At 62.9% G+C, this 22,370-nt stretch carries 23 protein-coding genes, 1 tRNA gene and 1 pseudogene; 11 read left to right on the forward strand and 14 right to left on the reverse strand.

What is annotated here, in order from left to right; all coding sequences use genetic code 11:
- The 5 genes and pseudogenes from CV102_RS24330 to CV102_RS24350 form a co-directional block, all read right to left on the reverse strand.
- Positions 1-152: pseudogene (locus CV102_RS24330) on the reverse strand (galactonate dehydratase); the annotation flags it as partial.
- Position 153: 1 nt separating this feature from the next.
- The gene (locus CV102_RS24335) at positions 154-1,275 is read right to left on the reverse strand and encodes an ABC transporter ATP-binding protein (protein WP_148860596.1); all 1,122 of its coding nucleotides are present in this window, start codon (positions 1,273-1,275) and stop codon (positions 154-156) included.
- Positions 1,276-1,296: 21 nt separating this feature from the next.
- Positions 1,297-2,133, reverse strand: coding sequence for a carbohydrate ABC transporter permease (locus CV102_RS24340; RefSeq protein WP_148860597.1), 837 nt, complete (start codon positions 2,131-2,133; stop codon positions 1,297-1,299).
- Positions 2,133-3,155, reverse strand: coding sequence for a carbohydrate ABC transporter permease (locus CV102_RS24345; RefSeq protein WP_148860598.1), 1,023 nt, complete (start codon positions 3,153-3,155; stop codon positions 2,133-2,135). The genes CV102_RS24340 and CV102_RS24345 overlap by 1 nt, the downstream gene beginning before the upstream one ends.
- 15 nt (positions 3,156-3,170) lie before the next feature.
- Complete coding sequence (locus CV102_RS24350; protein WP_148860599.1) at positions 3,171-4,463, reverse strand: ABC transporter substrate-binding protein; 1,293 nt, start codon at positions 4,461-4,463, stop codon at positions 3,171-3,173.
- A gap of 330 nt (positions 4,464-4,793) precedes the next feature.
- Here CV102_RS24350 and CV102_RS24355 point away from each other — a divergent pair, with 330 nt between their 5' ends.
- Both CV102_RS24355 and CV102_RS24360 read left to right on the forward strand, forming a co-directional pair.
- On the forward strand, positions 4,794-5,561 hold the full coding sequence (locus tag CV102_RS24355; RefSeq protein ID WP_148860600.1) for an IclR family transcriptional regulator: 768 nt from the start codon (positions 4,794-4,796) through the stop codon (positions 5,559-5,561).
- Between the two features lie 89 nt (positions 5,562-5,650).
- Positions 5,651-6,301 carry a bifunctional 4-hydroxy-2-oxoglutarate aldolase/2-dehydro-3-deoxy-phosphogluconate aldolase gene (locus CV102_RS24360; RefSeq protein WP_148860601.1) on the forward strand — a complete coding sequence of 217 codons (651 nt, stop codon included), beginning with the start codon at positions 5,651-5,653 and terminating at the stop codon, positions 6,299-6,301.
- A gap of 54 nt (positions 6,302-6,355) precedes the next feature.
- Here CV102_RS24360 and CV102_RS24365 read toward each other — a convergent pair whose 3' ends face one another.
- Both CV102_RS24365 and CV102_RS24370 read right to left on the reverse strand, forming a co-directional pair.
- Entirely contained in the window at positions 6,356-6,889 is a 534-nt protein-coding gene (locus tag CV102_RS24365; protein ID WP_148860602.1) for a hypothetical protein, read from the reverse strand.
- A gap of 328 nt (positions 6,890-7,217) precedes the next feature.
- On the reverse strand, positions 7,218-8,120 hold the full coding sequence (locus tag CV102_RS24370) for a serine/threonine-protein kinase RIO2 (RefSeq protein ID WP_148860603.1): 903 nt from the start codon (positions 8,118-8,120) through the stop codon (positions 7,218-7,220).
- Positions 8,121-8,360: 240 nt separating this feature from the next.
- Here CV102_RS24370 and CV102_RS24375 point away from each other — a divergent pair, with 240 nt between their 5' ends.
- The 3 genes from CV102_RS24375 (at position 8,361) to CV102_RS24385 (ending at position 10,991) form a co-directional block, all read left to right on the forward strand.
- On the forward strand, positions 8,361-9,200 hold the full coding sequence (locus CV102_RS24375; RefSeq protein ID WP_148860604.1) for a lipoate--protein ligase family protein: 840 nt from the start codon (positions 8,361-8,363) through the stop codon (positions 9,198-9,200).
- A 48-nt stretch (positions 9,201-9,248) separates the two neighbouring features.
- Positions 9,249-10,121 carry a deoxyribonuclease IV gene (locus CV102_RS24380; protein ID WP_148860605.1) on the forward strand — a complete coding sequence of 291 codons (873 nt, stop codon included), beginning with the start codon at positions 9,249-9,251 and terminating at the stop codon, positions 10,119-10,121.
- A 72-nt stretch (positions 10,122-10,193) separates the two neighbouring features.
- Positions 10,194-10,991, forward strand: coding sequence for a class I SAM-dependent methyltransferase (locus CV102_RS24385; protein WP_148860606.1), 798 nt, complete (start codon positions 10,194-10,196; stop codon positions 10,989-10,991).
- A 250-nt stretch (positions 10,992-11,241) separates the two neighbouring features.
- Here the strand turns inward: CV102_RS24385 and CV102_RS24390 are convergent, their stop codons facing one another.
- From CV102_RS24390 to CV102_RS24400, 3 genes are all read right to left on the reverse strand, one after another.
- The gene (locus CV102_RS24390; RefSeq protein ID WP_148860607.1) at positions 11,242-11,442 is read right to left on the reverse strand and encodes a hypothetical protein; all 201 of its coding nucleotides are present in this window, start codon (positions 11,440-11,442) and stop codon (positions 11,242-11,244) included.
- 65 nt (positions 11,443-11,507) lie between these two features.
- On the reverse strand, positions 11,508-12,167 hold the full coding sequence (locus CV102_RS24395; protein WP_148860608.1) for a DUF7095 family protein: 660 nt from the start codon (positions 12,165-12,167) through the stop codon (positions 11,508-11,510).
- An 84-nt stretch (positions 12,168-12,251) separates the two neighbouring features.
- A complete protein-coding gene (locus CV102_RS24400) occupies positions 12,252-12,725 on the reverse strand; it encodes a DUF4442 domain-containing protein (RefSeq protein ID WP_148860609.1) in 474 nt (157 codons plus the stop codon).
- 179 nt (positions 12,726-12,904) lie between these two features.
- Here CV102_RS24400 and CV102_RS24405 point away from each other — a divergent pair, with 179 nt between their 5' ends.
- Positions 12,905-13,624, forward strand: coding sequence for an alpha/beta fold hydrolase (locus CV102_RS24405; RefSeq protein ID WP_148860610.1), 720 nt, complete (start codon positions 12,905-12,907; stop codon positions 13,622-13,624).
- Positions 13,625-13,686: 62 nt separating this feature from the next.
- Positions 13,687-14,646 carry a tRNA 2-thiolation protein NcsA gene (gene ncsA, locus CV102_RS24410; protein WP_148860611.1) on the forward strand — a complete coding sequence of 320 codons (960 nt, stop codon included), beginning with the start codon at positions 13,687-13,689 and terminating at the stop codon, positions 14,644-14,646.
- A 539-nt stretch (positions 14,647-15,185) separates the two neighbouring features.
- Here the strand turns inward: ncsA and ftsZ are convergent.
- The 3 genes from ftsZ to CV102_RS24425 form a co-directional block, all read right to left on the reverse strand.
- Complete coding sequence (ftsZ, locus tag CV102_RS24415) at positions 15,186-16,367, reverse strand: cell division protein FtsZ (RefSeq protein ID WP_148860612.1); 1,182 nt, start codon at positions 16,365-16,367, stop codon at positions 15,186-15,188.
- Between the two features lie 2 nt (positions 16,368-16,369).
- Entirely contained in the window at positions 16,370-16,549 is a 180-nt protein-coding gene (locus CV102_RS24420; RefSeq protein ID WP_148860613.1) for a ribbon-helix-helix domain-containing protein, read from the reverse strand.
- Between the two features lie 198 nt (positions 16,550-16,747).
- Complete coding sequence (locus tag CV102_RS24425; RefSeq protein WP_148860614.1) at positions 16,748-17,317, reverse strand: double zinc ribbon domain-containing protein; 570 nt, start codon at positions 17,315-17,317, stop codon at positions 16,748-16,750.
- 131 nt (positions 17,318-17,448) lie between these two features.
- Here CV102_RS24425 and CV102_RS24430 point away from each other — a divergent pair.
- From CV102_RS24430 to CV102_RS24445, 3 genes are all read left to right on the forward strand, one after another.
- Positions 17,449-17,522 (forward strand) — tRNA-Tyr (locus CV102_RS24430).
- 1,836 nt (positions 17,523-19,358) lie between these two features.
- Entirely contained in the window at positions 19,359-19,745 is a 387-nt protein-coding gene (locus CV102_RS24440) for a DUF5789 family protein (RefSeq protein WP_148860616.1), read from the forward strand.
- A 68-nt stretch (positions 19,746-19,813) separates the two neighbouring features.
- Positions 19,814-20,425 (forward strand): translation initiation factor IF-2 subunit beta, encoded by a 612-nt coding sequence (locus CV102_RS24445; protein ID WP_148860617.1) that lies wholly within the window; start codon positions 19,814-19,816, stop codon positions 20,423-20,425.
- A 75-nt stretch (positions 20,426-20,500) separates the two neighbouring features.
- Here CV102_RS24445 and CV102_RS24450 read toward each other — a convergent pair whose 3' ends face one another.
- Positions 20,501-20,944 carry a helix-turn-helix transcriptional regulator gene (locus CV102_RS24450; RefSeq protein WP_148860618.1) on the reverse strand — a complete coding sequence of 148 codons (444 nt, stop codon included), beginning with the start codon at positions 20,942-20,944 and terminating at the stop codon, positions 20,501-20,503.
- Positions 20,945-21,138: 194 nt separating this feature from the next.
- Here CV102_RS24450 and CV102_RS24455 point away from each other — a divergent pair, with 194 nt between their 5' ends.
- Positions 21,139-22,344: a M24 family metallopeptidase gene (locus CV102_RS24455; protein WP_148860619.1), complete on the forward strand. Its 1,206-nt coding sequence runs from the start codon at positions 21,139-21,141 to the stop codon at positions 22,342-22,344.
- Positions 22,345-22,370 lie beyond the last annotated feature (26 nt).

The raw sequence follows: 22,370 nt of genomic DNA on the forward strand, positions 1-22,370 counted from the left end.
TTGTCGAGCAGTTCCTCGACCGCCGTTCGAACGGTCTTCGCGCGACCTTCGACGACCGGTTCACCCCAGCCGACGGTACCGTCGCTCGTCGTGAGTTTGAGAAAGAGCCAGCGGGGCGGGACTTCGAACAGTTCGTAATCAGTGATTCGCATGTTATCGTGAGACCTCAGTTCCGATACCGGGAGAGACCGCGTCGGACTTCGTCTTCAACGCCGCACCGGAGTCGGCGTCGAAGAGGTACAGTGCTTTCTCGTCGAACGTGAACCTGACCTCCTCGCCGGCCTGCGGTCGGAGGTCGGGATCGATCCGTGCCGTGAGTTCGTGGTCGCCGAGTTCCATGTAGCAGAAGTTCTCGTTGCCCATCGGCTCGACGACGGAGACGGTCGCGTGGTTCGCGCCGTCCTCGGTGAGCGTGATGTCCTCGGGTCGAATCCCGACGCGAACCGTCGAGTGGCCCTCGACGGGGGCCGTATCCGACAGCCGATAGCTGAAACCGGCCGGTCCGACGAGGGTGTTGCCGTCGACCTCGGCGGTGAGGAGGTTGATACTCGGCGAACCGATGAAGTTCGCGACGAACTCGTTGGTGGGCTGCCGGTAGATCCCTTCCGGGGAGCCGACCTGCTGGAGCACGCCGTCGTTCATGACGGCGACCCGGTCACCCATCGCCATCGCTTCGGTCTGGTCGTGGGTGACGTACACCGTCGTCACGTCGAGGTCCTGCTGGAGTTCCTGCAGTTCGGTTCGCATCTCCGCGCGCAGCTTTGCGTCGAGGTTCGAGAGGGGTTCGTCCATCAGGAACACCGACGGCTCGCGGACGATCGCTCGTCCGAGCGCGACGCGCTGTTGCTGTCCGCCCGAGAGCTCCTTGGGTTTGTCCTCGAGCAGTTCGGTGATGCCGAGCATCTCCGCGACGGACTCGACGCGCTCGCTGATCTCCGCTGCCGTGAGCTTCGTCGAGAGCTTCAGCCCGAAGCCGATGTTCTCGCGAACGGTCATGTGCGGGTAGAGCGCGTAGTTCTGGAAGACCATCGCCACGTCGCGTTCGCTCCCGCGAAGGTCCGTCACGTCGCGTTCACCGAACTGGAGCGTGCCCCCGGTTACGTCCTCGAGTCCCGCGATACAGCGGAGGGTCGTAGACTTGCCACACCCCGAGGGGCCGACGAGGACGAGGAACTCACCGTCGTCGACCGCGAGGTCGAGGTCCTCGACGGCGACGATGGATTCGTCGCCGGAGTCGTACACCTTGGTCAGATCGTCGATCTCGATTCGTGCCATCTGTGTTCTCCTATCATCGTGTTACTCTTTGAGCGATCCCGCGAGGATCCCGCTGACGAACTGCTTCTGGAGCACCAGAAACAGGATCGCCATCGGGATGATCGCGAGCGTGGTCGCGACCATGATCTGGTCGTAGTAGATGCGTTGCGTTCCTTCGAGGCCGGCGAGCGCCACCGGGATGGTGTAGTTGCCCGGGTCCTCGAGAATGACCAGCGGGTAGAGGAACAGATCCCACTGGAACAGAAAGAGGATGATCGCGAGGGCAGCCAGCGACGAGCGCATGGCCGGCAGCGCGATGCGGTAGAAGATCTGCAGCTCCGAGGCGCCGTCCATCCGCGCGGACTCGAGCAGCGCGTCGGGGATCGAGCGCATGTTCTGGCGCATGAGGAAGATCCCGATCGGGTTCGCGAGCCACGGGATGATGATCGCCCGGAACGTGTCGGTCCAGCCGATCTGGGACATCATCAGGAACAGCGGGATGACGAGCAGCTGGATCGGCAGGACGAGCGTCGCCAGGATCGCGTAGAACAGCGGCTCCTTGAACCGGAACTCGTACTTCGCGAAGGCGAAGCCGGCCATCGAGCACAGCAGCAGCGACAGCACGGTGTAGACGACCGCGATGAAGACGCTGTTCCAGATCGTCACCACGTAGTTCATCCGCTCCTGAAGGGCCGCGAAGTTATCGAGGAACGCCGTCCCCGGGATGAGCCGCGGCGGGAACTCGATGAACTCCTGCTGTGGGAGGGTCGCCGCGACGATCATCCAGTACAGCGGGATGAGCATGACGACGACCATCGTGAGGATGAACGCGTAGGTGAGGAACATCCAGACGGCGTCCTTGCGGCGTTGTTCGCGCATCAGTCGTCACCTCCGATCCTGATCTGTGCGATCGAGATGGCGCTGACGAGGCCGACGAAGACCACCGTGAGCGCACTCGCGTAGCCGAGGTTCCAGTGGACGAACGCCTGTCGGTAGATGTACTGGACGATGGTGATCGTGGCGTTCGTCGGTCCGCCGCCGGTGATGACGTACGGCTCTGCGAACAGTTTGAACGTCCCGATCGTCGAGAGCACGACGACGAACAGCAGGACCGGCCGCAGTTGTGGCAGCGTGACGTATCGGAACTTCTCCAGGCGGCTCGCACCGTCGATCTCGGCGGCCTCGTACAGCTGCTGGGGGATGTTCTGTAAGCCGGCCAGCAGGATAATCATGTTGTACCCAATCCATCGCCAGGTGACTGCAGCGATAATCGTCTTGCGCGCCCAGAACTCGCTGGTGAGCCAGGCGATCGGACTGACGCCGACCTGGCTCAGCATGTAGTTGATGAACCCGAACTGCTCGTTGAACAGCAACAGAAACACCGTCGAGTAGGCGACGATGTTTGCCGAGATCGGCAGTGCGATCGCCGTCCGGAAGAATCCCTTGAACCGGACGAACGAAGCGTTCAGCGCGACCGCGAGCGCGAGTGCCAGCCCGATCATGAGCGGTACCTGGATCAGCAGGATGTACGTCGTGTTGAACATCGACTGCCAGAACAGCCCGTCGCCGGCGAGTCGAACGTAGTTCGAGAGACCGATGAACTGGAGTTCGGCGATCCGGGGCACCTCGACGTAGAACGGCCCGAAGTCGACCCAGAAGAGGTTCCCCTGGCCGACCGACTGCCACTCGAAGAAGGAAAGATACAGCGTGTACACGACCGGAAACGCGAGGAACAGCCCGAACAGGACGAAAAACGGCGAGACCAGCAGGTACGCGATCCGTTCTCCGCGAAGCGGCGGCAGCTTCGCGGCGACGTCCTGCCGAGCGAAGCGAAGCCGGTCGAGAATCGATGGCTCGCCGTGTGTGATCTGCTTCCCGGTCGATTCAGTTTCCTGAGACATGCTAGATTGCGGTCCTCAGGCCAGGTCTCGTCCCGTGTTGTCGGCAACGGTCTCGGCCGCCGCCTCGACGGCTTCTTCCGGCGTCTGATCGTCCCGAAGCATCCGCTGGAACTCGTCGTTGATCGCCTGGCTGACCTCGGGGGTATCCCCGGTAAACCGGTAGCTCGGTATCTCCTCGGCGACCTCCGCGAAGATCTCTCGAGCCGGCTGTCCGCCGAAGAACTCGAGTTCCTCGCTGAAGATGTCCGCGTCGAAGGTCGTCTCGAGCGCCGGGAACAGGCCGTACTCGTCGTACATGAGCAGCTGCATCTCCTCGTTGGCGGCCGTCCAGCGGATGTAGTCCCACGCACGGTTGTTCTCCGCGCTCTCGTGCTGGTCCGGGATCATCAGACTCGAGCCGCCCCAGTTGGACGCGCGTGCGCCGCCGGATTCGAACGCCGGAATCTTGTAGACACCCCAGTCGCCTTCGGTCTCCGGCAGTTCCGCCCGAAGTGTCCCCTCCATCCACGCCGCCGACGGGAGCGACGCGATCTCGCCGTCGCCGTACGCGCCGAACCAGGCCGACGACCAGCCCTCGAGGTTCGACGCGATGCCGGCGTCGTGGAGATCCTTGATGTTCTGGGCGACCTGCAGCGACGTTTCGGAGTGGATGTTCACCGCGCCGTCCTCCGTGAACGGTTCGCCCTCGAGCTGACGGAACTGGAACCGCCAGAACCCGTCGAGGTCGTTCTCCGGCAGGTTCAGCATGTAGACGTCGTCCGGAAGCTGTTCTCCCTGTTCGATGAAATCGTCCCAGGTCTCGATCTCGTCGGCGTCGAGACCGTGTTCGTCGTAGACGTCCCTGCGGTAGAACACCGCGGTCGGGCCGATGTCCCACGGCAGCGCGTAGATGTCGTCGCCGTCACTGAGCGACTCCCAGACGCCCGGGACGAAGTCGTCGTAGACGTCCGCCTCCTCGATCTGGTCCGTGATATCGAGCACGGCGCCGGTATCGATGTAGCTCGGTCCGTCGATCATCTCGAGCATCGAGACCTCCGGGGCGCCCGACCCCGAGGCGAGGCGGGTTTGCAGGTCTTCCTTCATCGCCTCCCGGCCGAACTCCTCGATCTCGACCGCTGCGTCGTGTTCGTCGTTGTACTCGTCGGCCGTCAGCTCCAGCGAGCGTGCGGCGACGTCCCATCCCCAGCCCGCGATTTCGTCGGCCATCTCGTCGGATTCGGTTCCGGTTTCGTCGTCCCCTCCTTCGGGATCACCGGTTCCGATACACCCTGCCAGCGCAGCCGCACCGAGCGCAGCAGTGCCTTTCATCAATCGACGTCGGCGGAACCGTCCGTACGTGGTATCTTGTGACATGTGGACACCGAGTGTTCCAGACACACTCACGAAACGCATTTAAATCTTTTCCACACCAGCCCAGAGAACAGCGTGTAGAGGGCATTTCGGCCGTGTTTTCGAGGAGAAAACGCCTCCTATTTATAGGCATATATCGACGGAAATGGTGGGTAAAGCGGAATTTATTGCCGGTTCGTGCGTTTCGTTCTACGGCTATAGGGCGAAACGAACACGGTCACTCGAGCGGTGTTCACTGATGGAGAACAACAGTTTAGTAGTTCGACTCTCGTAGTCCAGAGAGAAACAATGGGGGACGAGGATGGGATCTCTGTGCAGGCGACCGCGACCACCTTCGCAGTCATCGAGGCCCTTCGGGATCGAAACCACGCCGGAGTCACCGAATTAGCGTCCGAACTCGATCTCTCGAAGAGTGCCGTTCACAACCATCTCAGTACGCTCGTCGCGCTGGGATACGTTTGTCGTACCAGCGGCAGTTACCAGCTTACGCACGAATTTCTTCGGCTGGGGTTAGCCACGCGCGAACGCAACCCGATCTACGACGCTGCAAAGTCGGACCTGCGAACGCTCGCGGAGACGACCGGTGAGATCGTCAACCTCGTGGTCCCGGAAGCGGATCACGGCGTCTACCTCTACCGCGTCGGTGACGGTGCACACCCGATTCCGGAGGGGGGACAGGTGTCGCTGCACGCGTCCGCCGCCGGGAAGTCGATCCTCGCGTTTCGCGATTACGACGCAGTCGACGCGTACGTCGACACCCACGGCCTGCCGTCGCTGACCGAGCGAACCGTAACCGATCCCGCCACGCTCCGGAGCCAGCTTCGATCGATCCGGGACCAGCGCGTCTCGTTCGACCGCGGCGAACAGACGCCGGACTGGCAGTGCGTCGCCAGTCCGATCGTCGTCGAGGACGAACCAGTCGCTGCGATCAGCGTCTCCGGTCCCGCCGATCGGATGCGAGGCAAACGACTCGAGGAGGACGTGACCGGACTCGTCGTGAGCACGGCGAAAGCGATCGAACTCGAGTTACTCGACTCGAGCACCGGCGAGGCGTGAACGTCGGCCGTCCAGCCCCCTTCCCACGACCCTTCTGCCGCTCGCGACCGTATCATCGCGCTCAAGACCCCGTCACCCGAATCGCGACCATGGGAGCCGCTCACCAGATCGAACGACGAATCGTCGACGGCGGAATCGTCGCAGTGCTTCGCGGAATCGACGCCGAACGGATCGTGCCGGTCGCTCGCGCGATCCACGAGGGCGGCGTCGGCGCGATCGAAATCACGGCGAACGATCCGCGGGTCCGCGAGAAGGTCGCGGCGGTCGACGACGCGCTCGCGGACACCGACGCCGTCGTCGGCGCCGGAACCGTCCTCGACGAACCGACGGCGCAGTCGGTGATCGACGCCGGTGCCGAGTTCGTGCTGTCGCCCGACGTGAACCCCGACGTCGTCACGACGTGCAATCGCCACAGCGTGCTCTCGGCACCGGGCGTCATGACGCCGACGGAGGCCGTCACGGCGATCGACGCCGGTGCGGACGTCCTCAAGATGTTCCCCGCCACCACCGTCGGACCGGGCCACATCGGCGCACTGCAGGGACCGCTCGGCGAGATTCCAATCTTGCCGACCGGCGGCGTGTCGCTCGAGAACGTCGACGAATTCTTCGAGGCGGGCGCGGCCGCCGTCGGCGTCGGCAGCGCACTCGTCGACTACGAGGCGATCGACGCCGGGGACATGGACCAGGTCCGGGAGACGGCGGCGGCGTTCGCCGAGGCCGTCGAAGAGGCGAGAGAATAGGATACTGTCGGGCGACGCGCCCGATCTCTTTTTCGTCGGCCCTTTCGGTCGGCCCTACTCGGACGTGGGAACCCTGCTGCGAATCGTCTCGGGGGCGGCGCCGTTGACCGCCGCGAAGACTGCACCGAGGACCAGTCCGTAGACGAGGTGGCCGACGGCAAACAGGAGCGCGGCGAACAGTTCGCCCGCGAGTCCGGGCACCGGCAGGAACGGCAGGGGGAACCCCGCTACGCCCGCACGAGTCATCGCAACCGGGAAGATTAGCCCACCGGCGACGATGCCGAGCACCGTGCCGAAGACGATGCCGGCGATGACGTACTCGCGGAACGTGTCGACGAACTCCTGAACTGCCCGTCTCGAGATGATTGCTGCGAACGCCAGACCGAACAGCACGCTGAGCGTCAGGTGGATGGTCCATCCGGCGCCGATATCCGCCGCGGGAATCGGTGCAAGCCCACCGAGTAGTTCGATCTGGTTGCCCCCGAGGTGGAGCACCAGTCCCATTGCGATACCGCCCGCTAGCCCACCGGTGAAGCCGCCACCCCAGCGGCCGACGCCGTCGATGGAATGCGTGTCATTCTCACCCATACAAGGACGTAGGGCTGCCAGGAAAAATAAGTCTGCCACTCGACAGAGTTTGGGATTTTCACTCGAGAGAACACGTGAGGACGGTCCGTCCAAAACCGTTGCCGGCCGAACGGACCGTTCGACGGCTCTTCCGGGCGTCTCGAGCGTCGCTTCGGAACCAGGAGTGCAGCCGGACGCGATCTGATTTTGTATATCGTAATAAGATTTATTCAAGGCACGAAGCCGTTCGGCGGGCACTGTACGCAGTGATCCACGGCAGGCCTCAGCCCTCGGATAGCCGCCGCTCACCGGTGAGATTTGTCGAGCGAAAAAGCACCGTGTCGCGAACCTACGCGCGGATCGTTTCGAAGGACTCGTCGGCGATCGACGCCGCCAGTTCGTCACTCGAGAGTTCGTCGGGAACGTGCTGTGGATACTTCCGGCGGAAGTAGCCGAGCAGGTTGTCGAGGTCGCGCCGGAGGAACTCGTCGGCGTTCGCGTGATCGGTCGGAACGGCCTGGGGCCAGTCGAACACCTTCACGCCCTCCTCGCTCACGAAGACGTTGTACTCGCTCATGTCGGCGTGGACGTACCCTTCTTCGTACGCGCGCGAAACTTCCCTGAGGAGCAGATCGAGGACGCCGACCACCTGCGCGTCCTCGAGTTTCGTCTGCGAGAGCTCCACGCCGTCCATCTTCTCCATCACGATGGCGTGGCGGTTCTGGTCGATCGGCCGTGGCACCGCGACGTCGGGGTAGAGCTCCTCGAGGATGCCGTGCTCGCGCTCGGCGGCCTTTCGGGCGGTGTACATCCAGGAGACGTGGTCGTTGTCGGACGTGTAATCGCGCTCCTTGTGGACCTCCCGAAAGTTCGTGTACCCCTCGCGGTGGTACTTCAGGGCCAGTGGCTTGTAGGAGCGAACCTCGTAGACGTCGCTCTCCTTGCCGACGCCCAGCGGCGAGCCGAACTCGCCGATCGTCTCCCGCTCGACCAGGGCTCGCAGCGCGAGGACGTCGTAGCCCTCGAACTGGAGGGTGTAGCCCTCGTACTGGATCGTTTTCTTTTCGACTAACCCGCGCTTGAGACAGCGCTCGAGGCGGTAGTCGACCTCTTCTTCGGTCAGGCCGGAGAACTTCGGGAGTTTCTCCCGCTGGACCCACTCGGAGAAGCGCATTCCCTGCTCTACGCCGGAGAGGAGGTAGAAGTCTTCCTGCTCGAGTTCAGGCAGTAATCCGGCGACGTTCCGCACCATGCGTCGGGGTAACCGCCGTGTACGTAAAAACGTCGTGACGGCGGCTCCCCGACGACAGTTCGAAGCCATCGACCCCGATTCGGGCCGGGTGTTGACGGCTGTACTTGCGCTTTCTTGCCGTTCGACGACGCTTCGACTGTAGTAGATCGGCGGCTACTCACCACCAATAAATCATATGATGCGATATCAAATCGGATTCGCGACGGAATTGCTTTCCGTCCTGCTGTTCTGCAAACGAGCATGACAGCGCTTGCTGACCGCGAGTGGCGGCTCATCACCGACGACGCCCGCGAGGGGGCGACCCAGATGGCGCTCGAGGAGGTCGCCGCCCGAACGGCCCTCGAAGACGACGTTCGAACGGCCCGCGTCTACTCGTGGGAGCCGAGTACGCTCTCGCTTGGGTACCGACAGGAGCCGGAGTCGGTCGACTGGGAGTACTGCGAACGCGAGGGGATCGACGTCACGCGCAGACAGACCGGCGGCGGTGGGATCTATCACGACCGCTACGCCGACATCTCGTATACGATCGTCGCGCCGGCCGACGAGGTACCGGGGGATCTGATGGACTGTTACGCCCTGTTCTGCGAGCCGATCCTCGAGGCGTTCGATCGGATGGGGATCGACGCCGACTTCGCCGCCGCGGAGCAGGACGCCATCTACTATCCGTCGTGCTACCTCCGGGACATCAACCCGGCCCACGACGTCGTCGCGCCCGCGAGCGCGGGAACGGACGCGGAGAAAATCAGCGGGAACGCCCAGTACCGCCAGCGCGACGTGGTGATTCAACACGGCTCGCTGAGCTACGATCTCGAGCCCGATCGCCACGTCGGCGTGTTCGACACCGACGTCACGCCGGAGACGTTCACCGATCGGGTGACCAGCATCCGCGAGCAAGCGGGTATCGACCGTGACGAGGCGGTCGAGACGGTCGCCGAGTCGCTACGGGACTGGTGCGATGGCACGGCGGGAACGTGGCAGGACGAGGAACTCGAGGCCGCTCGCGACCTCGCGGACCGCAAGTTCGGTACCGACGCCTGGGTCAGGAATCGGGACGTACTCGAGGCGGACGGCCAGTCGTGATTCGGCGACTCCGTTATACCTATCACGAGCGGGTACCGACTGGCTTCCATGAACGTCGGCGCACACGTTTCGATCTCCGGCTCGCGCGTCTCTTCCGACGACGAAACACCCCCCTATAGCGACATCCGAAACGCGGTCCACCGCCAGCTCGCGTTCGGCGGCAACTGCGGACAGGTGTTTACGACCTCGCCGCAGGTCTGGGCCCAGCCCGAACTGAGCGACGAGGCCGCCGAAGGCTTCCGCGAGGAGAGCGACGAACTGCTCGAGGGGCCGTGGGTCATCCACTCCGCCTACCTCGTCAACCTCTGTACGCCGAAAGACGACCTCCGACGCAAATCGAAGGAGAGCATGCAGGCGGAACTCGACGCCGCCGAGAAACTGGGGATTCCGTACGTAAACGTCCACCTCGGCGCCCACACGGGCGCCGGCGTCGAAGGCGGACTCGACAACGCGGCGAGTCTCATCGACGAACTCGACGTCCCCGAGGACGTCCAGATCCTCATCGAGTCCGACGCCGGCAGCGGTACGAAACTCGGCGGCGAGTTCGAACACCTCGCGGGCATCATCGAGCGCACCGAGACCGACATCGGCATCTGTATCGACACCGCCCACACGCTGGTCGCGGGCAACGACCTCACGACCCCCGAAGCGGTCGACGAGACGGTCGGCCGGTTCGACGACGAGGTCGGGCTCGAGCACCTCGAGTACATCCACCTCAACGACTCGAAACACGACGTCGGCACGCACAAGGACGAACACGCCCACGTCGGCGAGGGCTACATCGGCGAGGACGGCATGCGCGCGATCGTGAACCACCCCGACCTGCGGGAGCTTCCGTTCGCGCTCGAGACGCCGACGGAGGACGGGCGCGGTTTCGCCTGGAACATCGAGAAAGTGAAAGAGCTTCGAGACGACGTATAAGCCGCCGATCAGCGCGGCGATCCCCGAAGCGAAACCGACCCTGTTTTCACTCTCACTCCCGCATACGCGAGTGTGCGCGAGTTCTCCGAAACCTACCTCGAGCGGACCCGTAAGGGGATGTGGGACGACACCCGCGCGGCGCTCGAGCCCCTCGACCTCGAGAGCCACGAGCGCGTCCTCGACGTCGGCTGCGGCACCGGCGAACTAAGTCGCGTGCTCGCGGCGGAGTGTCCGGGTGAGGTGATCGGCTGCGACGCCGATCCCGACCTGCTCGAGATCGCCGGCGAGCACGTCCCGGTCGTCGCCGGCGACGCCCTCCGACTGCCGTTTCCCGACGATACCTTCGACCTCGTCGTCTGTCAGGCGCTGTTGATCAACCTGCCCGAGCCGGCGGCCGCGATCGAGGAGTTCGCCCGGGTCTCGAGCGACCTCGTCGCCGCCGTCGAACCGGACAACGGCGCCGTCGAGGTCGACTCGAGCGTGCCGACCGAAGAGTCGCTCGAGGCGCGGGCGCGACGAGCCTACCTCGACGGCATCGCGACCGACGTGTCGCTGGGTGCCGACGCCCGCGAGGCGTTTACGGAGGCGGGACTCAGGGTACTCGAGACGCGTCGGTACGACCACGAGCGAACGATCGAACCGCCGTACGGCGAGATGGCGTTGACGATCGCCCAGCGCAAGGCGACGGGCGCGGGGCTGGCCGACGACCGGGAGACGATGCTCGAGGGGGAAATGGACGACGAGGAGTACGACGACCTTCGAAGCAACTGGCGATCGATGGGCCGGGACGTGATCGAGCAGATGGAAGCGCGGTCCTACCGTCGGACCGAAGCGATCCCGTTTTTCGTCACCGTCGGTCGTGTAGAGTGAACAGAGGTAGTCGACTCGTTGCGCCGGTATGTGAGTGGATCAATTTGGACCTCCGTCGGGCGATGGCTGAGAGCCAGATTCCGGTATCGTGGCAACACAGCTTTCCACGTCCTCTCCAGCCGACTCGTGCAGTGCCGTCGATCAGTTCGAGCGACAGCGCGCGCCACCGCGGCCTTGACCGGACAGTTCGAACTCCGTCGTCGACCCGTGTCCGACGACCGTCTCACGACGATCCGTCCCACCGACTCCGTTAGTTCGAGTCCGTGTCTTCAGCTCTTCCGATCAGCGAGACGTAGATCCCGACCAGTCCGAGACAGACGACGAAGACGCCGCTCCAGAGGTCGAGCATCCCCAGAAGCGCGAGCACGGAGCCCGTAAACACGAGCGCGACGTTGAGGAGTAACGCGATACGGGACGTATCGACCCGAGAAGTGAGCGACGACGTATTCATACGAGATACCTCCGATAGGATTGATAAAATTCTTTGTATACTCGCTGGTTCGTCGCGCCTGCGGCTCAGACCACGTCGCCGCGCACCGTTACGCCGTCCTGCTGTTCGCGCCAGGCGTGGAGCTCCTGGGCTGCGTCGCCCGCCTCGTCGTCGTCCATCCCGAGCATCTCGAGGGCGGCCGACAGCGTCGGCAACGCGAGTTCGCTCTCGCGAAGCTTCCGGAACGCCTCCTCGCTCCGGGTGCCGTCGACCCAGAGACAGACACCGCGGGGGTCGAGTAACTGGGTGTAATCGTCTCGGAGTTTCGCGCCGCGGAGCCGCTGGGTGACGTTGTCCTCGAAGCTGGCGTTACACACCTCGAGATGGATCGGCTCGTCCTCCCCGAGGAGGTGGGCCGCGAGGCACTTCTCGGGCGCGGCGTGACCGTTCGCGTTGGCCCGGAGGTGTTCGGGGTACTCGGCGGCCCAGTCCGCCCGGACCGACTTGCCGACACCCTCGATACCGTACTCTTCGCCGGAATCCTTCTCGGGGTCCGTCGGACGCTCGTCGCGCATCAGGACGTCCTTCGTCAGATAGACGTCGAGCCGTTCGACGGGGTCGACTCCCAGCGCGACGTCGCCGAACGCCCAGATCTCGCGAACCGGGACCGGCATCCGCTCTTGTTCGACGGTTTCGACCAGGTCCTCGAGCCGGTCGACCGCGACGCCGCGGTCAAATTCACTCATTACACCGAAGTGGGGCCTCGAGTCGCAAAACCGTTTCTCAGTGTCGATTCGAGCGGCGCCGCTCGAGCCGTCGCGTCGGCGTGGTCAGGCTGCTTTCTCCCGGTCGGTCGTCACGTAAACGGTGTTGCGGACGGTCGCGTGAACCGTTCCGTCGGCGTCGACGAGGTCGACGGTGTAGTGACGATCGACCGCGTCCGTTCCGTCGGTCGCCAGTTCGGCCTCGATCGCGTCGATCTCCTCGTCGGTCAGCGTAAACGTCGCGTACAGCGTCTCTTTCCCCGGTCTCTTGAATCGAATCTCCGCTTCCTTGTCCCAGACCACGTACTCGTCACCGAGGGTATTGAGCAGCATCATCATGTAGAACGGATCGACGGCCGCGTACATGCTACCGCCGAAGGTCGTCCCGACGTAGTTCCTGGTTCGCCAGTTCAGCGGGAGTTTGACTCGAACTTCCTGCCAGTCAGGGGAGATGTACGTGACGCGACCGCCGGTCCGACGATATGCGGGGAAGAGATTGAACCCGATACGATAGAGGCGTGACCGGAGCGAGGCGAACATACGCTCCCTGTAAACGAGCGCGAGGAAAGCCGTTGGCAAACGTCGGACGCGTGGCCAGCCGTTGTTCCGTCGGTCTCGACGGTGTCGCCACCGACTACGTGGACGGGATGCTCTGTCTCGCCAGGAAAAAACGCGTCAAGAGATCGGGTTTTTTATCCGATCACACCGAACGAAAACCTATGAGACACCGGATCTTCCACGATGATGGCGACGACGACCTCGTCTTCGTTATGGGCTGGGGCAACCGCTGGACCCACGAGAACGTCAGCTGGCTCATCGGCAAGCTGACCGAAGCGGGCTACCGCGTGCACGCCTTCGAACTCCCGACGAACATCGACGATTTCAAAGCCGACTGGCTCGAGCCGATCGCGGAGTACGTTCTCGACCTAGAGGAGTACCACCTGCTCGGCCACAGCGCGGGCGCGCTCGTCGGACAGGCGCTCGACGGCGCCGACAACCACGTCTACCTGAGCCCGTGGTGGGGCTACAGCAGCCGGTACCCGGAACCGCTGCTCGAGCTCGCTTCCCGACTCGACACGACGTTCCCCTGTCTTCCGGTCGGGGAGATGGACAGGGACGCCCTCGGCGAGAAGGCCACCGATCACCAGCTCGCGACGATGCCGCGCTGGGTGTCGCCCGCGTTCGTCCGTGAGACCCGTCACGCACAGCAGGAACTGCTCGCGATCGATCACGACGCCGTCGTCTTCTGTTCGCTCCGGGATCCGGTCGTCAGCCTCCGCCCGATCGGCGAACGAGTCCCCGCCGAGCACGTAGTGCTCTACAACGGCGGCCACGAACTCTTTTCCTCGGCCGGCCGAGAACGCTACGTCGAGATGTTGCTCGACGCGCTCGAGGATGGAGCCGACGCCGTCGAAGAACGTGAAACGGTCCCCGCCTGAACCGCACACCACTCGAGGGGGAGACGAAACGGACATACGCGCTCGTCGGTAACCTGTTCTCGATGGATTGTAACCGGTGTGAGGAGGAGGCGATCATGCACGCCGCCTACTCCGGGGCACACCTCTGTGAGAATCACTTCCGCGAGTCGGTCGAAAAGCGGGTCCGACGCCGGGTGCGTCGGGACGACCTCGTTCCCCACGACGTGACGCCTGAAGACCCGCAGACGTGGGTCATCGGCCTTTCGGGCGGCAAGGACAGCGTCGTGCTCACGCGGATCCTCTACGACACGTTCGCCGAGGATCCACGGATCGAACTCGTCGGGCTGACGATTCACGAGGGGATCGAGGGCTACCGAGACAAGAGTCTCGAGGCCTGTGTCGACCTTACCGACGAGCTAGACATCCGCCACGAAGTCGTCAGCTACGAGGAAGAGTTTGGCATTCAGATGGACGACGTCGTCGAAGACGACCCCGAAAACATGGCGGCCTGTGCCTACTGCGGCGTCTTCCGGCGGGATATCCTTTCCCGATACGCCGAAAACCTCGGTGCCGACCTCCTGTTGACGGGTCACAACTTAGACGACGAGGCCCAGACCGCGATGATGAACTTCCTCGAAGGCGACGTCGAACAGATGGCGAAACACTTCGACGCCAGCCTCGGCCCGCTCTCGGAGCGCGACGAACAGGACGAGTTCGTTCCGCGTGCGAAGCCCCTGCGTGACGTACCGGAGAAGGAAGTCGCGCTGTACGCCCACGTCGAGGATCTTCCCGCACACATCACCGAGTGCCCCCACGCCAGTGAGGCCTACCGCGGCGAGATACAGCAACTGCTGTACGACTTAGAGGAGAATCATCCCGGGACGCGCCACTCGATTCTCTCGGGCTACGAAGAACTGGCTGCGATCACCTCCGACGAGTTCAGCGGCGAGGACGGCGCCGACCTTCAGGACTGTGCCGAGTGTGGTTCGACGACGACGCGTGAGATTTGCCGAAAGTGCTCGCTGCTAGAGTCGTTGGCCTGACCGCAACGGCGACGGCCCGACCGTACTCGAGCCGTGTATACGATTGTCATACGCTCGCTGACTGACCGGGCGAGCGATCGAAACGGCACCTCGTCCGGCGATTCTGCGTGCGTTACTGCCGATCCCATCTCGAACAGCAACGAGACTGTCGGACGTGTCGTACGCCGCTGACGACCTATCGGCTCAGCAGTCGCTAGCGTCGTGACTCACGGTGGGTAGTCCTTCGAAAAGCGTGCGGCCGGCGATCGGTGTGGTGTGTCGATCGCCAGCGTCGTCGGCAGTGGTGTGTCAATCGCGGCGGTACCGGATCGGTGGTGTGTCAATCGCGGGCACCGCGTTGTGGTGTGTCAGTCGCCGACGACACTGGATTGGTGTGTCGATCGCGAGATCGCCGGGTCGCACGGTATCGCCGTCAGCGGTAACCGATTAGTGGTGTGTCGATCGGTGGTGTGTCGATCGGTGGTGTGTCGATCGGTGGTGTGTCGATCGGTGGTGTGTCGATCGGTGGTGTGTCGATCGGTGGTGTGTCGATCGTCGGGTTACCGGATGACGTCGACGCCGTTCTCTCGCTCGAGTGCGTTCGTCCCGCCGTCGCTTTTCGCGCCGTACTGGCGCTGTTCGACGTTGTTGCTCGCGTCGAAGTCCGTATCGTTTACGTTCTCGATGCTTTCCCGGGACTTGTCGGCCTGTTTCTGCGTGGTCGGGCCGAGTACCTGAGCGCTCTGGACGCCCGTCATGATCGCCATGACGCGGACCTTGCCCTTGTAGTTCTCCTGGATACGAGCGCCCCAGATGACGTTCGCCGAGGCCTCGAGGCGCTCGGTGATGTTGTCAGCGATACCCTCGGCCTCTTTGAGGGTGAGGTCGGGACCGCCGGTGATGTGAACGAGACCACCGGAGGCGCCCCGGTAGTCGACGTCCAGCAGCGGGTGGTTCATCGCGTCCTTGACGACCTCGTCGCTCTTGTTCTTGTCCTGGGTCTCGCCAACCAGCATCACTGCGACGCCGCCCTGATTCATGATCGTGGACATGTCCGCGTAGTCCAGGTTGATCAGGGACGGCTGGGTGATCGTCTCGGAGATCCCCTTGACGGTCTCGGCGATGATCTGATCCATCACCGAGAACGCCTTGCCGATCGGGAGGTTCGGGACGTAATCGAGCAGTCGGTTGTTGTCGAGGACGATGATCGAGTCGGCCTGATCGCGGAGTTTCTCGAGGCCTTCCTCGGCTTTCACCGTACGGGCGCGCTCGACGTTGAACGGTGTCGAGACCATTCCGACGACGATCGCACCCTGTTCTTTGGCGATCTTCGAGACGACGGGGGCGGCACCCGTGCCGGTGCCACCGCCCATCCCTGCGGTCACGAACACGAGGTCCGCGTCGCCGAGAACCTCCTTGATCGTGCTCTGGGCCATCTCCGTTGCGCGCTCGCCCATCGACGGATCGCCGCCGGCGCCGAGTCCGTTCGTGAGCGACTTGCCGACCAGAATCTTCGTGTCGGCCTCGATCATCTTCAGGTGCTGTTTGTCCGTGTTGATCGCAACGGTGTCAGCACCGTCGACGCCGATGTTGTACAGCCGGTTGATCGTATTGTTGCCGGCACCGCCACAACCGACGATGACGATTCGGGGCTCTCCGAACTCGTCGCCGTCCATCGATTCATCCATCTCACGGGCCTCTTCTTCGGCGTTCTCGAGTGCATCCTGAACGATATCCTGCATCGTTACACCTTGGCCCAGCTGCGTTTGCCAGTTTGCTCGGCTCGTCCGTCGGCCTGTTCGTTGATCATCTCACGAACAGCCGAACGGATGGCCTCGCTGCGGTTCGGGAACTCACCCGAGTCGACCAGTTGTTCGACCTCCTCGATCTGCTGTTTCGGAATTCGCAGTGTCACACGCTCCATGATTGTATTCCCCGTTGGGGTAAGACGGTGTGCGCCCCTGTCAGACGCGCGGTGTCTTACACCGAAACCGCCCGACATCGGGCGGTTTCTGGCAGTTGCCTGCCTGTGTAAGACAACCGTCTTACGCGAATAATAGCGAGACTGTCGTAGATATTAAAGCTTTCGCCCGGGACGAGCTTCTGTGTATTACAACAGTCCTTATTTAGGATGATTGGCGTCCAGTACATCCGCAGCGGGTGTCCGACGGCCGCAGCTCGGACAGAACGACCAGTCCGAGCGAACCTCGTCGCCACACTCACAGAACAGCCGACGTGACGCTTTCTCACCGCAGTTCGGGCAGTACACGTGCTCTGCATCGACGTGTTCACCGCACTGTCCACAGCTGGTCTCGCGCTCTGTCTCCCGGTCAGACGGACGGTGAGTGTCCTGCTCGGTATCGGCTTCGGGAGCCGTGACTCGAGACCCGGCTTGGTCTTCGCGTCGCGCCTGTCCTCCCTCGAGCGAGATCGTGACGTTCACGTCCTGGGGTTGGGGGGACGGCTGACGGCGTCCGACACGCTGATCACCGAGTCGATCCGTGAGTAGATCGTCGACACGCTCTCGAACCAGATCGTCGATCGCGGTCTCCGTCGTCCGCTCCGGTTCGGACCGGCCCTCGTCTGTGAGGAAGGCACGCAACGCCTCTCGCATGACTTCGCTTTTCGAGGCGTCGAACTCCTCGAGTTGCGAGACGAGGTCGTCGTCCGCCCGGAACGTGATCTTGCTCATGGTCGCAAGTTGGTCCCCCTGTTAACAGTCCATCTATATGAATCATTCCTCTGTGAGCGAATTACCTCGTCGACACTACTACTGAGAATGATAACCCTTATGTCCTTCTCGGCGACTACGTTTGAGTGCAACCGCCCTTAGCTCAGACTGGTAGAGCAGTCGACTGTAGATCGACTTGCCCCCCGTTCAAATCGGGGAGGGCGGACTTTTACTGCGAACAACGTGAGCAGTCAAACGTCCAACCGAGCCGATTTGAACATGAGAGTCGCAGCGGCCGAGCGAAGCGAGGCCGACCGTCTCTCAGCTGTTCAAATCGGGGAGGGCGGACTTTCTCCGAAATCCGACTGACACGATTTGAGCTCGTGAGTCGCGCGCAACGAAGTGAGCACGTCTTACAGTGTTCAAATCGAGGAAGGCGAACGCTCGTTCGACGCAGACACGGCTCGAGGCCACCCACGGACGAACCACGGCCAATCCTCTCGGGCGAGTCGTTCGTCTGACGAGAAGACGGCTATCGACGTCCGTCGCCCGACCGAGAATCGACGGAGCCCGTACGAACAGTGAAGAGACGTGATCGGTCGACGTTTTTTCCCGAGGAGATCGTCCGCGAGCACGAAGTCAGTCGAGCCGCAACCACACTCTTCTCTTCCGATCGGCTGGATCGTTCCGTTCAGCCATCCCTCTCGGCAGACTCTACGCGAGAGTTCCAAACAGAGGTCCCCTCGAGAAACAGAGCCGCGGATCGAGCAGTTGCGTAGCAACTACACGCAACACAGCTGATTCGCGGGTGATCCCCGATGAGAGAGTCCGCGCACGCGAGCGGTGACCATCTCTTCGAGCACGCAATCCGTTTGCCAAGTTGGTGACAGTGAAACGACAGATTAGATCGAGTAGTAGCAGGTAATACGACGATGTTTCGGTCGAGAGAACGGTTTCGGTCGACGCTCCGAAATACGAAACGAACGACGGCTCCGCCGGAGCCAGGTGGAAATTACGATAATTCGGTCGAACCGTGTGTAACTCAGAACCACGGTAACCGTATTCAATGTGCCCGCGTCTCGCAGACGAGCGTGCCGGAGGTAAGAGCGCCCACGGCCGCGGCCGAATGGACGTCACGAGGGACGCCGTTCGGCCACTCGTGACACACCACCTGCCGTTCGGGAGTTCTCTACCGGGCACCCCTATCGATGACGCACGAAGAGCGAGAGAAGACGGCGGCGGTATGCGAAACGTGCGGCGCGATCTGTGTCGCGTGGATACTGTCCGACGAGAGCGTCGTTCCAGTGAGCACCACCGTCAAATGTGAGTGTGACGAGACTGTACTACGCGTATTCGAGGGAACCGAGACGCTGGCAAACGAGGAGTGAACCAGCCGCCCCTCGAGCGGTATACTACTCGCTAGATACCGTTCGACTCGTCCTGTATCACGTTTACACGAAGTCGAATCGTGGACGTGCCGATAGCAACAACATAATTTTAACCGCAAATCTTATAATCTTATCTGTTACACTTGGAAACGAGCTGGCTGGTAAACCAGGCGGTGAATCGGCTCCAGTACAGCTTACCTGCACCTTTCGTTCGGCGTTACTGGAATTCACAGTGACGACAGCCGGGACGTACGTAGCTGCGAACTCGAATCTCTCGGACCTCCAGTTCTGGTGTTCGTCGATCCACGACTGATCCAATCGATTATGCAAAACCATTGTAGATACGGTCGTTGATATCTCGAACTGGGTTGGGATGCTAGGGGGTGTTCATAACGTGAAGTCCAGCCCGCCCATCTTTCCGAAACCAGGCTACTGGGGTGTACGTCGACGTCGAGAGAACTGTTCGAGGGTGACGTTCCTGCGGTAGCGGAAGCGAAACGGGTGGTAACCGGTGGTTCGATCGCGACTACCGCAGGGTACGAGAGGACGGGCCGGACGGGAACAAGAGCCGTAGAAAGTGGCAAACTGCGCACCGAGGGGTTCGAAGTCGAACTCCGTTTGGGCACGCTCTCGCCGGCAGGCTGCTTTTGACTCGTCTCGTGGTAGCCACGAGCATGAGCGAGGACGGACCGAATCGCGACCGCGCACAGGATCGTGCCGAACAGCGCAAATCCCGGCGGGCCGACGAGACGGAGTCGATCCTCGAGGACGTCGAACGCCACCTCGGAGAGCTCGAGTATCCGACCACGAGCGAGGAGATCGCTTCCGAGTACGGCAGCGAGCCGATCGACATGCCGAACGAGACGGAGTCGCTCGGCAGCGTCTTCGACCGACTGGCCGGCGAGGAGTACGACTCGCCCGAGGAGGTTCGCGAAGCCGTTTACGGCGAGGTGACGGGCGAGGCCGGCGGCAGACAGGAGGCGAATCCCGAACGCGATCTCGGCCAGCTGGACGAGGAAAAGCAGGGATCGGCGGGCGAGAGCGGTAGCGACGCGCTCTGAGTCGCCGGTTCGGCGGCGACGACCGTGAGAGCAGAACCGATTTACGTCAGCGTCGTTTTCACTCGAGTATGGATTACGAATCGAGTCTCAACCGAGCGATGGACGAGGTGCCGGACATCGGCGGTGACGAGAGTCGCCTGGAGATCCCGGATCCGGAAACGCAGAAAGACGGCGCGTTTACGCGGTTTACGAACCTGGACGACATCGCCGACGTGCTTTCGCGCGACGACGAGCACGTCCACCGATTCATTCAACGCGAGATGGGGACCAGCGGCAAACTCGAGAACGGCCGCGGCCGGTACAACGGAACGTTCTCCGAACAGGACTTCAGCGCGGCGATCGACGCCTACGTCGACGAGTACGTCCTCTGTTCGGAGTGTGGCCTGCCGGACACCCGTCTCGTTCGCGAGGACCGCACTCCGATGCTTCGCTGTGACGCCTGTGGTGCGTTCCGTCCCGTCACGAAGCGCTCCGCGAGCAGCCAGCAACAACAGCAGGCCGACGCCGTCGAGGAGGGTAACACCTACACGGTCGAGATCACCGGCACTGGACGCAAGGGCGACGGTGTCGCAGAGAAGGGCAACTACACGATCTTCGTCCCCGGTGCGGAGGAGGGTGACGTCGTCGAAATCTACATCAAGAACATCTCCGGCAACCTGGCGTTCGCTCGACTCGCCTAATTCAGCGACTCGTCCGTTCTTCCAGTTCGTCTCGTTGGCCGTAGAACCCGTACAGATCAGTCGTCGTGTCGCTCGTTAGTCCGCACTCGGCGCGGTGTCGGGACTGCAGACGACCTTTTCGCGACCGAGTCGGTACCGGTCGACCACACCTCGTTTCTCCAGATCCGTGAGCAGTCGGCTGACCGTCGACGACGACCAGCCGTACTCCTCGACGAGCCGACGCTGTTTGAATCGCCCGTCGTGTTGCTCGAGGACCACGCGCACGTACTCTTCGGGAGTATACCCGTACTCGAGCAGTTCGTTGCGACTGGTCGGACCGGTACCAGGATCGACGAGCGCTGTCTGGATCTCGTTCTGGCTTGCCGCTGTATCCACGGTGCAAACGGAGTTCCCGGACTCCTCACGCGGATCGGCGGCGGAGTCGATCCGCAGCTGTTCACCGAGGGTGATGCAGCGCCGACCCAGCCGACCGGCGCGGGCGACCAGTCGCGAGACGAGTGAGGGCTGACGGCAACTCATTCGTAGTCGACTCTTGACTGGGTAGTAAAAGCGCTATTCGCAAAACCGTCCAAACGTCGGAGACTGGCGCGAACGGCGACGCGGAGACGGTTCGTGCTGGACGAGCTACGGCCGACGGGGCCGCTCTTCGAGAATCGCGGCAGCCCGTGACCCCAGTGACTAGATACTTTACACCGACGTCCGTTCCGGCAATCATGGTAACGCAACTTCCGGCGGGCGAGTTCGAGGGTCGCCTCGAGCGCGTTCGAGATCGCCTCGCGGAGACGGATGCCGACGCGGGCGTCTGGTTCGGCGCGACGAGTATCGAGTACCTCGTCGGCTTCGATCACATCCAGACCGAACGCCCGGTCGTTCTCGCGGTGACGGACGACCGAATCGAGATCACGGTCCCGCGCCTCGAGGTCGAACGCGTGAGCGCGAACCCCCGCATCGACGCGGTGCACCACTACGACGATTATCCGGGCGGACGGCCGATCCGAACCGCGGTCGACATGCTCGAAGGGCTGGACGTCGACCGCGTCGCGTCGGACGGCGAGGGTGCGCCCGGGACGATGGGATACCAGGGACCGCCGCTGACCGAGTTCGTCGACGTCGAGACGCAGGGATGGGTGTCGCGGCTGCGCTGGGAGAAGTCGGACGCGGAGATCGATCTGATCCGCGAGTCGGCGAAATGGGCGAATCTGGCCCATCGCTATCTCGCCGACTACACCGAACCCGGCGCACACCCGGCGACGGCGAGCCAGCGAGCATCTACGGATGCCTCGCGAGCGATGCTGGACGCGCTGGGCGATCGCTACGTCGCCCGGACCCGCGGCTCCGGTCCCGTCAGCGCGGGCTACATCACCGGCGAGCAGACGCGGCTCCCGCACGGCCACACGGCGAACCGACGACTCGAGGAGGGCGACGTCCTGGTCACGGGCGCGACGGCGAACGTCGACGGCTACCACTCCGAACTCGAACGGACGATGTTCGTCGGCGAACCGAGCGACGAGCAGGCCCACTACTTCGAACTAATGTGCGAAGCGCAGGATATCGCGATCGAGGCGCTCGGTCCAGACGTCCCGATTGCAGCCGTCGACCGGGCGGTCCGGAACTACTTCGAAGAGCAGGGTGTCGCGGACCTCTCCCAGCACCACGTCGGACACAACATCGGCCTCGCAGGCCACGAACCGCCGTACATCGATCAGGGTTGGGGCGACCACTGCGAGTCCGACGACACGAGTTACGATGCCGACGACGCGATGATGCGACCGGGACACGTCTGGACGATTGAACCCGGCATCTACACGGAGACGTACGGCTACCGCCACTCCGATACGATCGCCGTTACCGAGGACGGGATCGAGTGGCTGACGTACTATCCGCGAGACCTCGAGTCGAACATCATTTCCGTCGAGTAGTCAGCAGCGCCGCGACGGCACAGCAC

The organism is Natronococcus pandeyae, assembly GCF_008122205.1.
Taxonomy (GTDB): Archaea; Halobacteriota; Halobacteria; order Halobacteriales; family Natrialbaceae; genus Natronococcus; species Natronococcus pandeyae.

Excerpts from the sequence above, each read along its gene's own strand:
- CV102_RS24335 (WP_148860596.1), bottom strand. The coding sequence starts at position 1,275 with ATGGCACGAATCGAGATCGACGATCTGACCAAGGTGTACGACTCCGGC.
- CV102_RS24340 (WP_148860597.1), bottom strand. The coding sequence starts at position 2,133 with ATGCGCGAACAACGCCGCAAGGACGCCGTCTGGATGTTCCTCACCTAC.
- CV102_RS24345 (WP_148860598.1), bottom strand. The coding sequence starts at position 3,155 with ATGTCTCAGGAAACTGAATCGACCGGGAAGCAGATCACACACGGCGAG.
- CV102_RS24350 (WP_148860599.1), bottom strand. The coding sequence starts at position 4,463 with ATGAAAGGCACTGCTGCGCTCGGTGCGGCTGCGCTGGCAGGGTGTATC.
- CV102_RS24355 (WP_148860600.1), top strand. The coding sequence starts at position 4,794 with ATGGGGGACGAGGATGGGATCTCTGTGCAGGCGACCGCGACCACCTTC.
- CV102_RS24360 (WP_148860601.1), top strand. The coding sequence starts at position 5,651 with ATGGGAGCCGCTCACCAGATCGAACGACGAATCGTCGACGGCGGAATC.
- CV102_RS24365 (WP_148860602.1), bottom strand. The coding sequence starts at position 6,889 with ATGGGTGAGAATGACACGCATTCCATCGACGGCGTCGGCCGCTGGGGT.
- CV102_RS24370 (WP_148860603.1), bottom strand. The coding sequence starts at position 8,120 with ATGGTGCGGAACGTCGCCGGATTACTGCCTGAACTCGAGCAGGAAGAC.
- CV102_RS24375 (WP_148860604.1), top strand. The coding sequence starts at position 8,361 with ATGACAGCGCTTGCTGACCGCGAGTGGCGGCTCATCACCGACGACGCC.
- CV102_RS24380 (WP_148860605.1), top strand. The coding sequence starts at position 9,249 with ATGAACGTCGGCGCACACGTTTCGATCTCCGGCTCGCGCGTCTCTTCC.
- CV102_RS24390 (WP_148860607.1), bottom strand. The coding sequence starts at position 11,442 with ATGAATACGTCGTCGCTCACTTCTCGGGTCGATACGTCCCGTATCGCG.
- CV102_RS24395 (WP_148860608.1), bottom strand. The coding sequence starts at position 12,167 with ATGAGTGAATTTGACCGCGGCGTCGCGGTCGACCGGCTCGAGGACCTG.
- CV102_RS24400 (WP_148860609.1), bottom strand. The coding sequence starts at position 12,725 with ATGTTCGCCTCGCTCCGGTCACGCCTCTATCGTATCGGGTTCAATCTC.
- CV102_RS24405 (WP_148860610.1), top strand. The coding sequence starts at position 12,905 with ATGAGACACCGGATCTTCCACGATGATGGCGACGACGACCTCGTCTTC.
- ncsA (WP_148860611.1), top strand. The coding sequence starts at position 13,687 with ATGGATTGTAACCGGTGTGAGGAGGAGGCGATCATGCACGCCGCCTAC.
- ftsZ (WP_148860612.1), bottom strand. The coding sequence starts at position 16,367 with ATGCAGGATATCGTTCAGGATGCACTCGAGAACGCCGAAGAAGAGGCC.
- CV102_RS24420 (WP_148860613.1), bottom strand. The coding sequence starts at position 16,549 with ATGGAGCGTGTGACACTGCGAATTCCGAAACAGCAGATCGAGGAGGTC.
- CV102_RS24425 (WP_148860614.1), bottom strand. The coding sequence starts at position 17,317 with ATGAGCAAGATCACGTTCCGGGCGGACGACGACCTCGTCTCGCAACTC.
- CV102_RS24440 (WP_148860616.1), top strand. The coding sequence starts at position 19,359 with ATGAGCGAGGACGGACCGAATCGCGACCGCGCACAGGATCGTGCCGAA.
- CV102_RS24445 (WP_148860617.1), top strand. The coding sequence starts at position 19,814 with ATGGATTACGAATCGAGTCTCAACCGAGCGATGGACGAGGTGCCGGAC.
- CV102_RS24450 (WP_148860618.1), bottom strand. The coding sequence starts at position 20,944 with ATGAGTTGCCGTCAGCCCTCACTCGTCTCGCGACTGGTCGCCCGCGCC.
- CV102_RS24455 (WP_148860619.1), top strand. The coding sequence starts at position 21,139 with ATGGTAACGCAACTTCCGGCGGGCGAGTTCGAGGGTCGCCTCGAGCGC.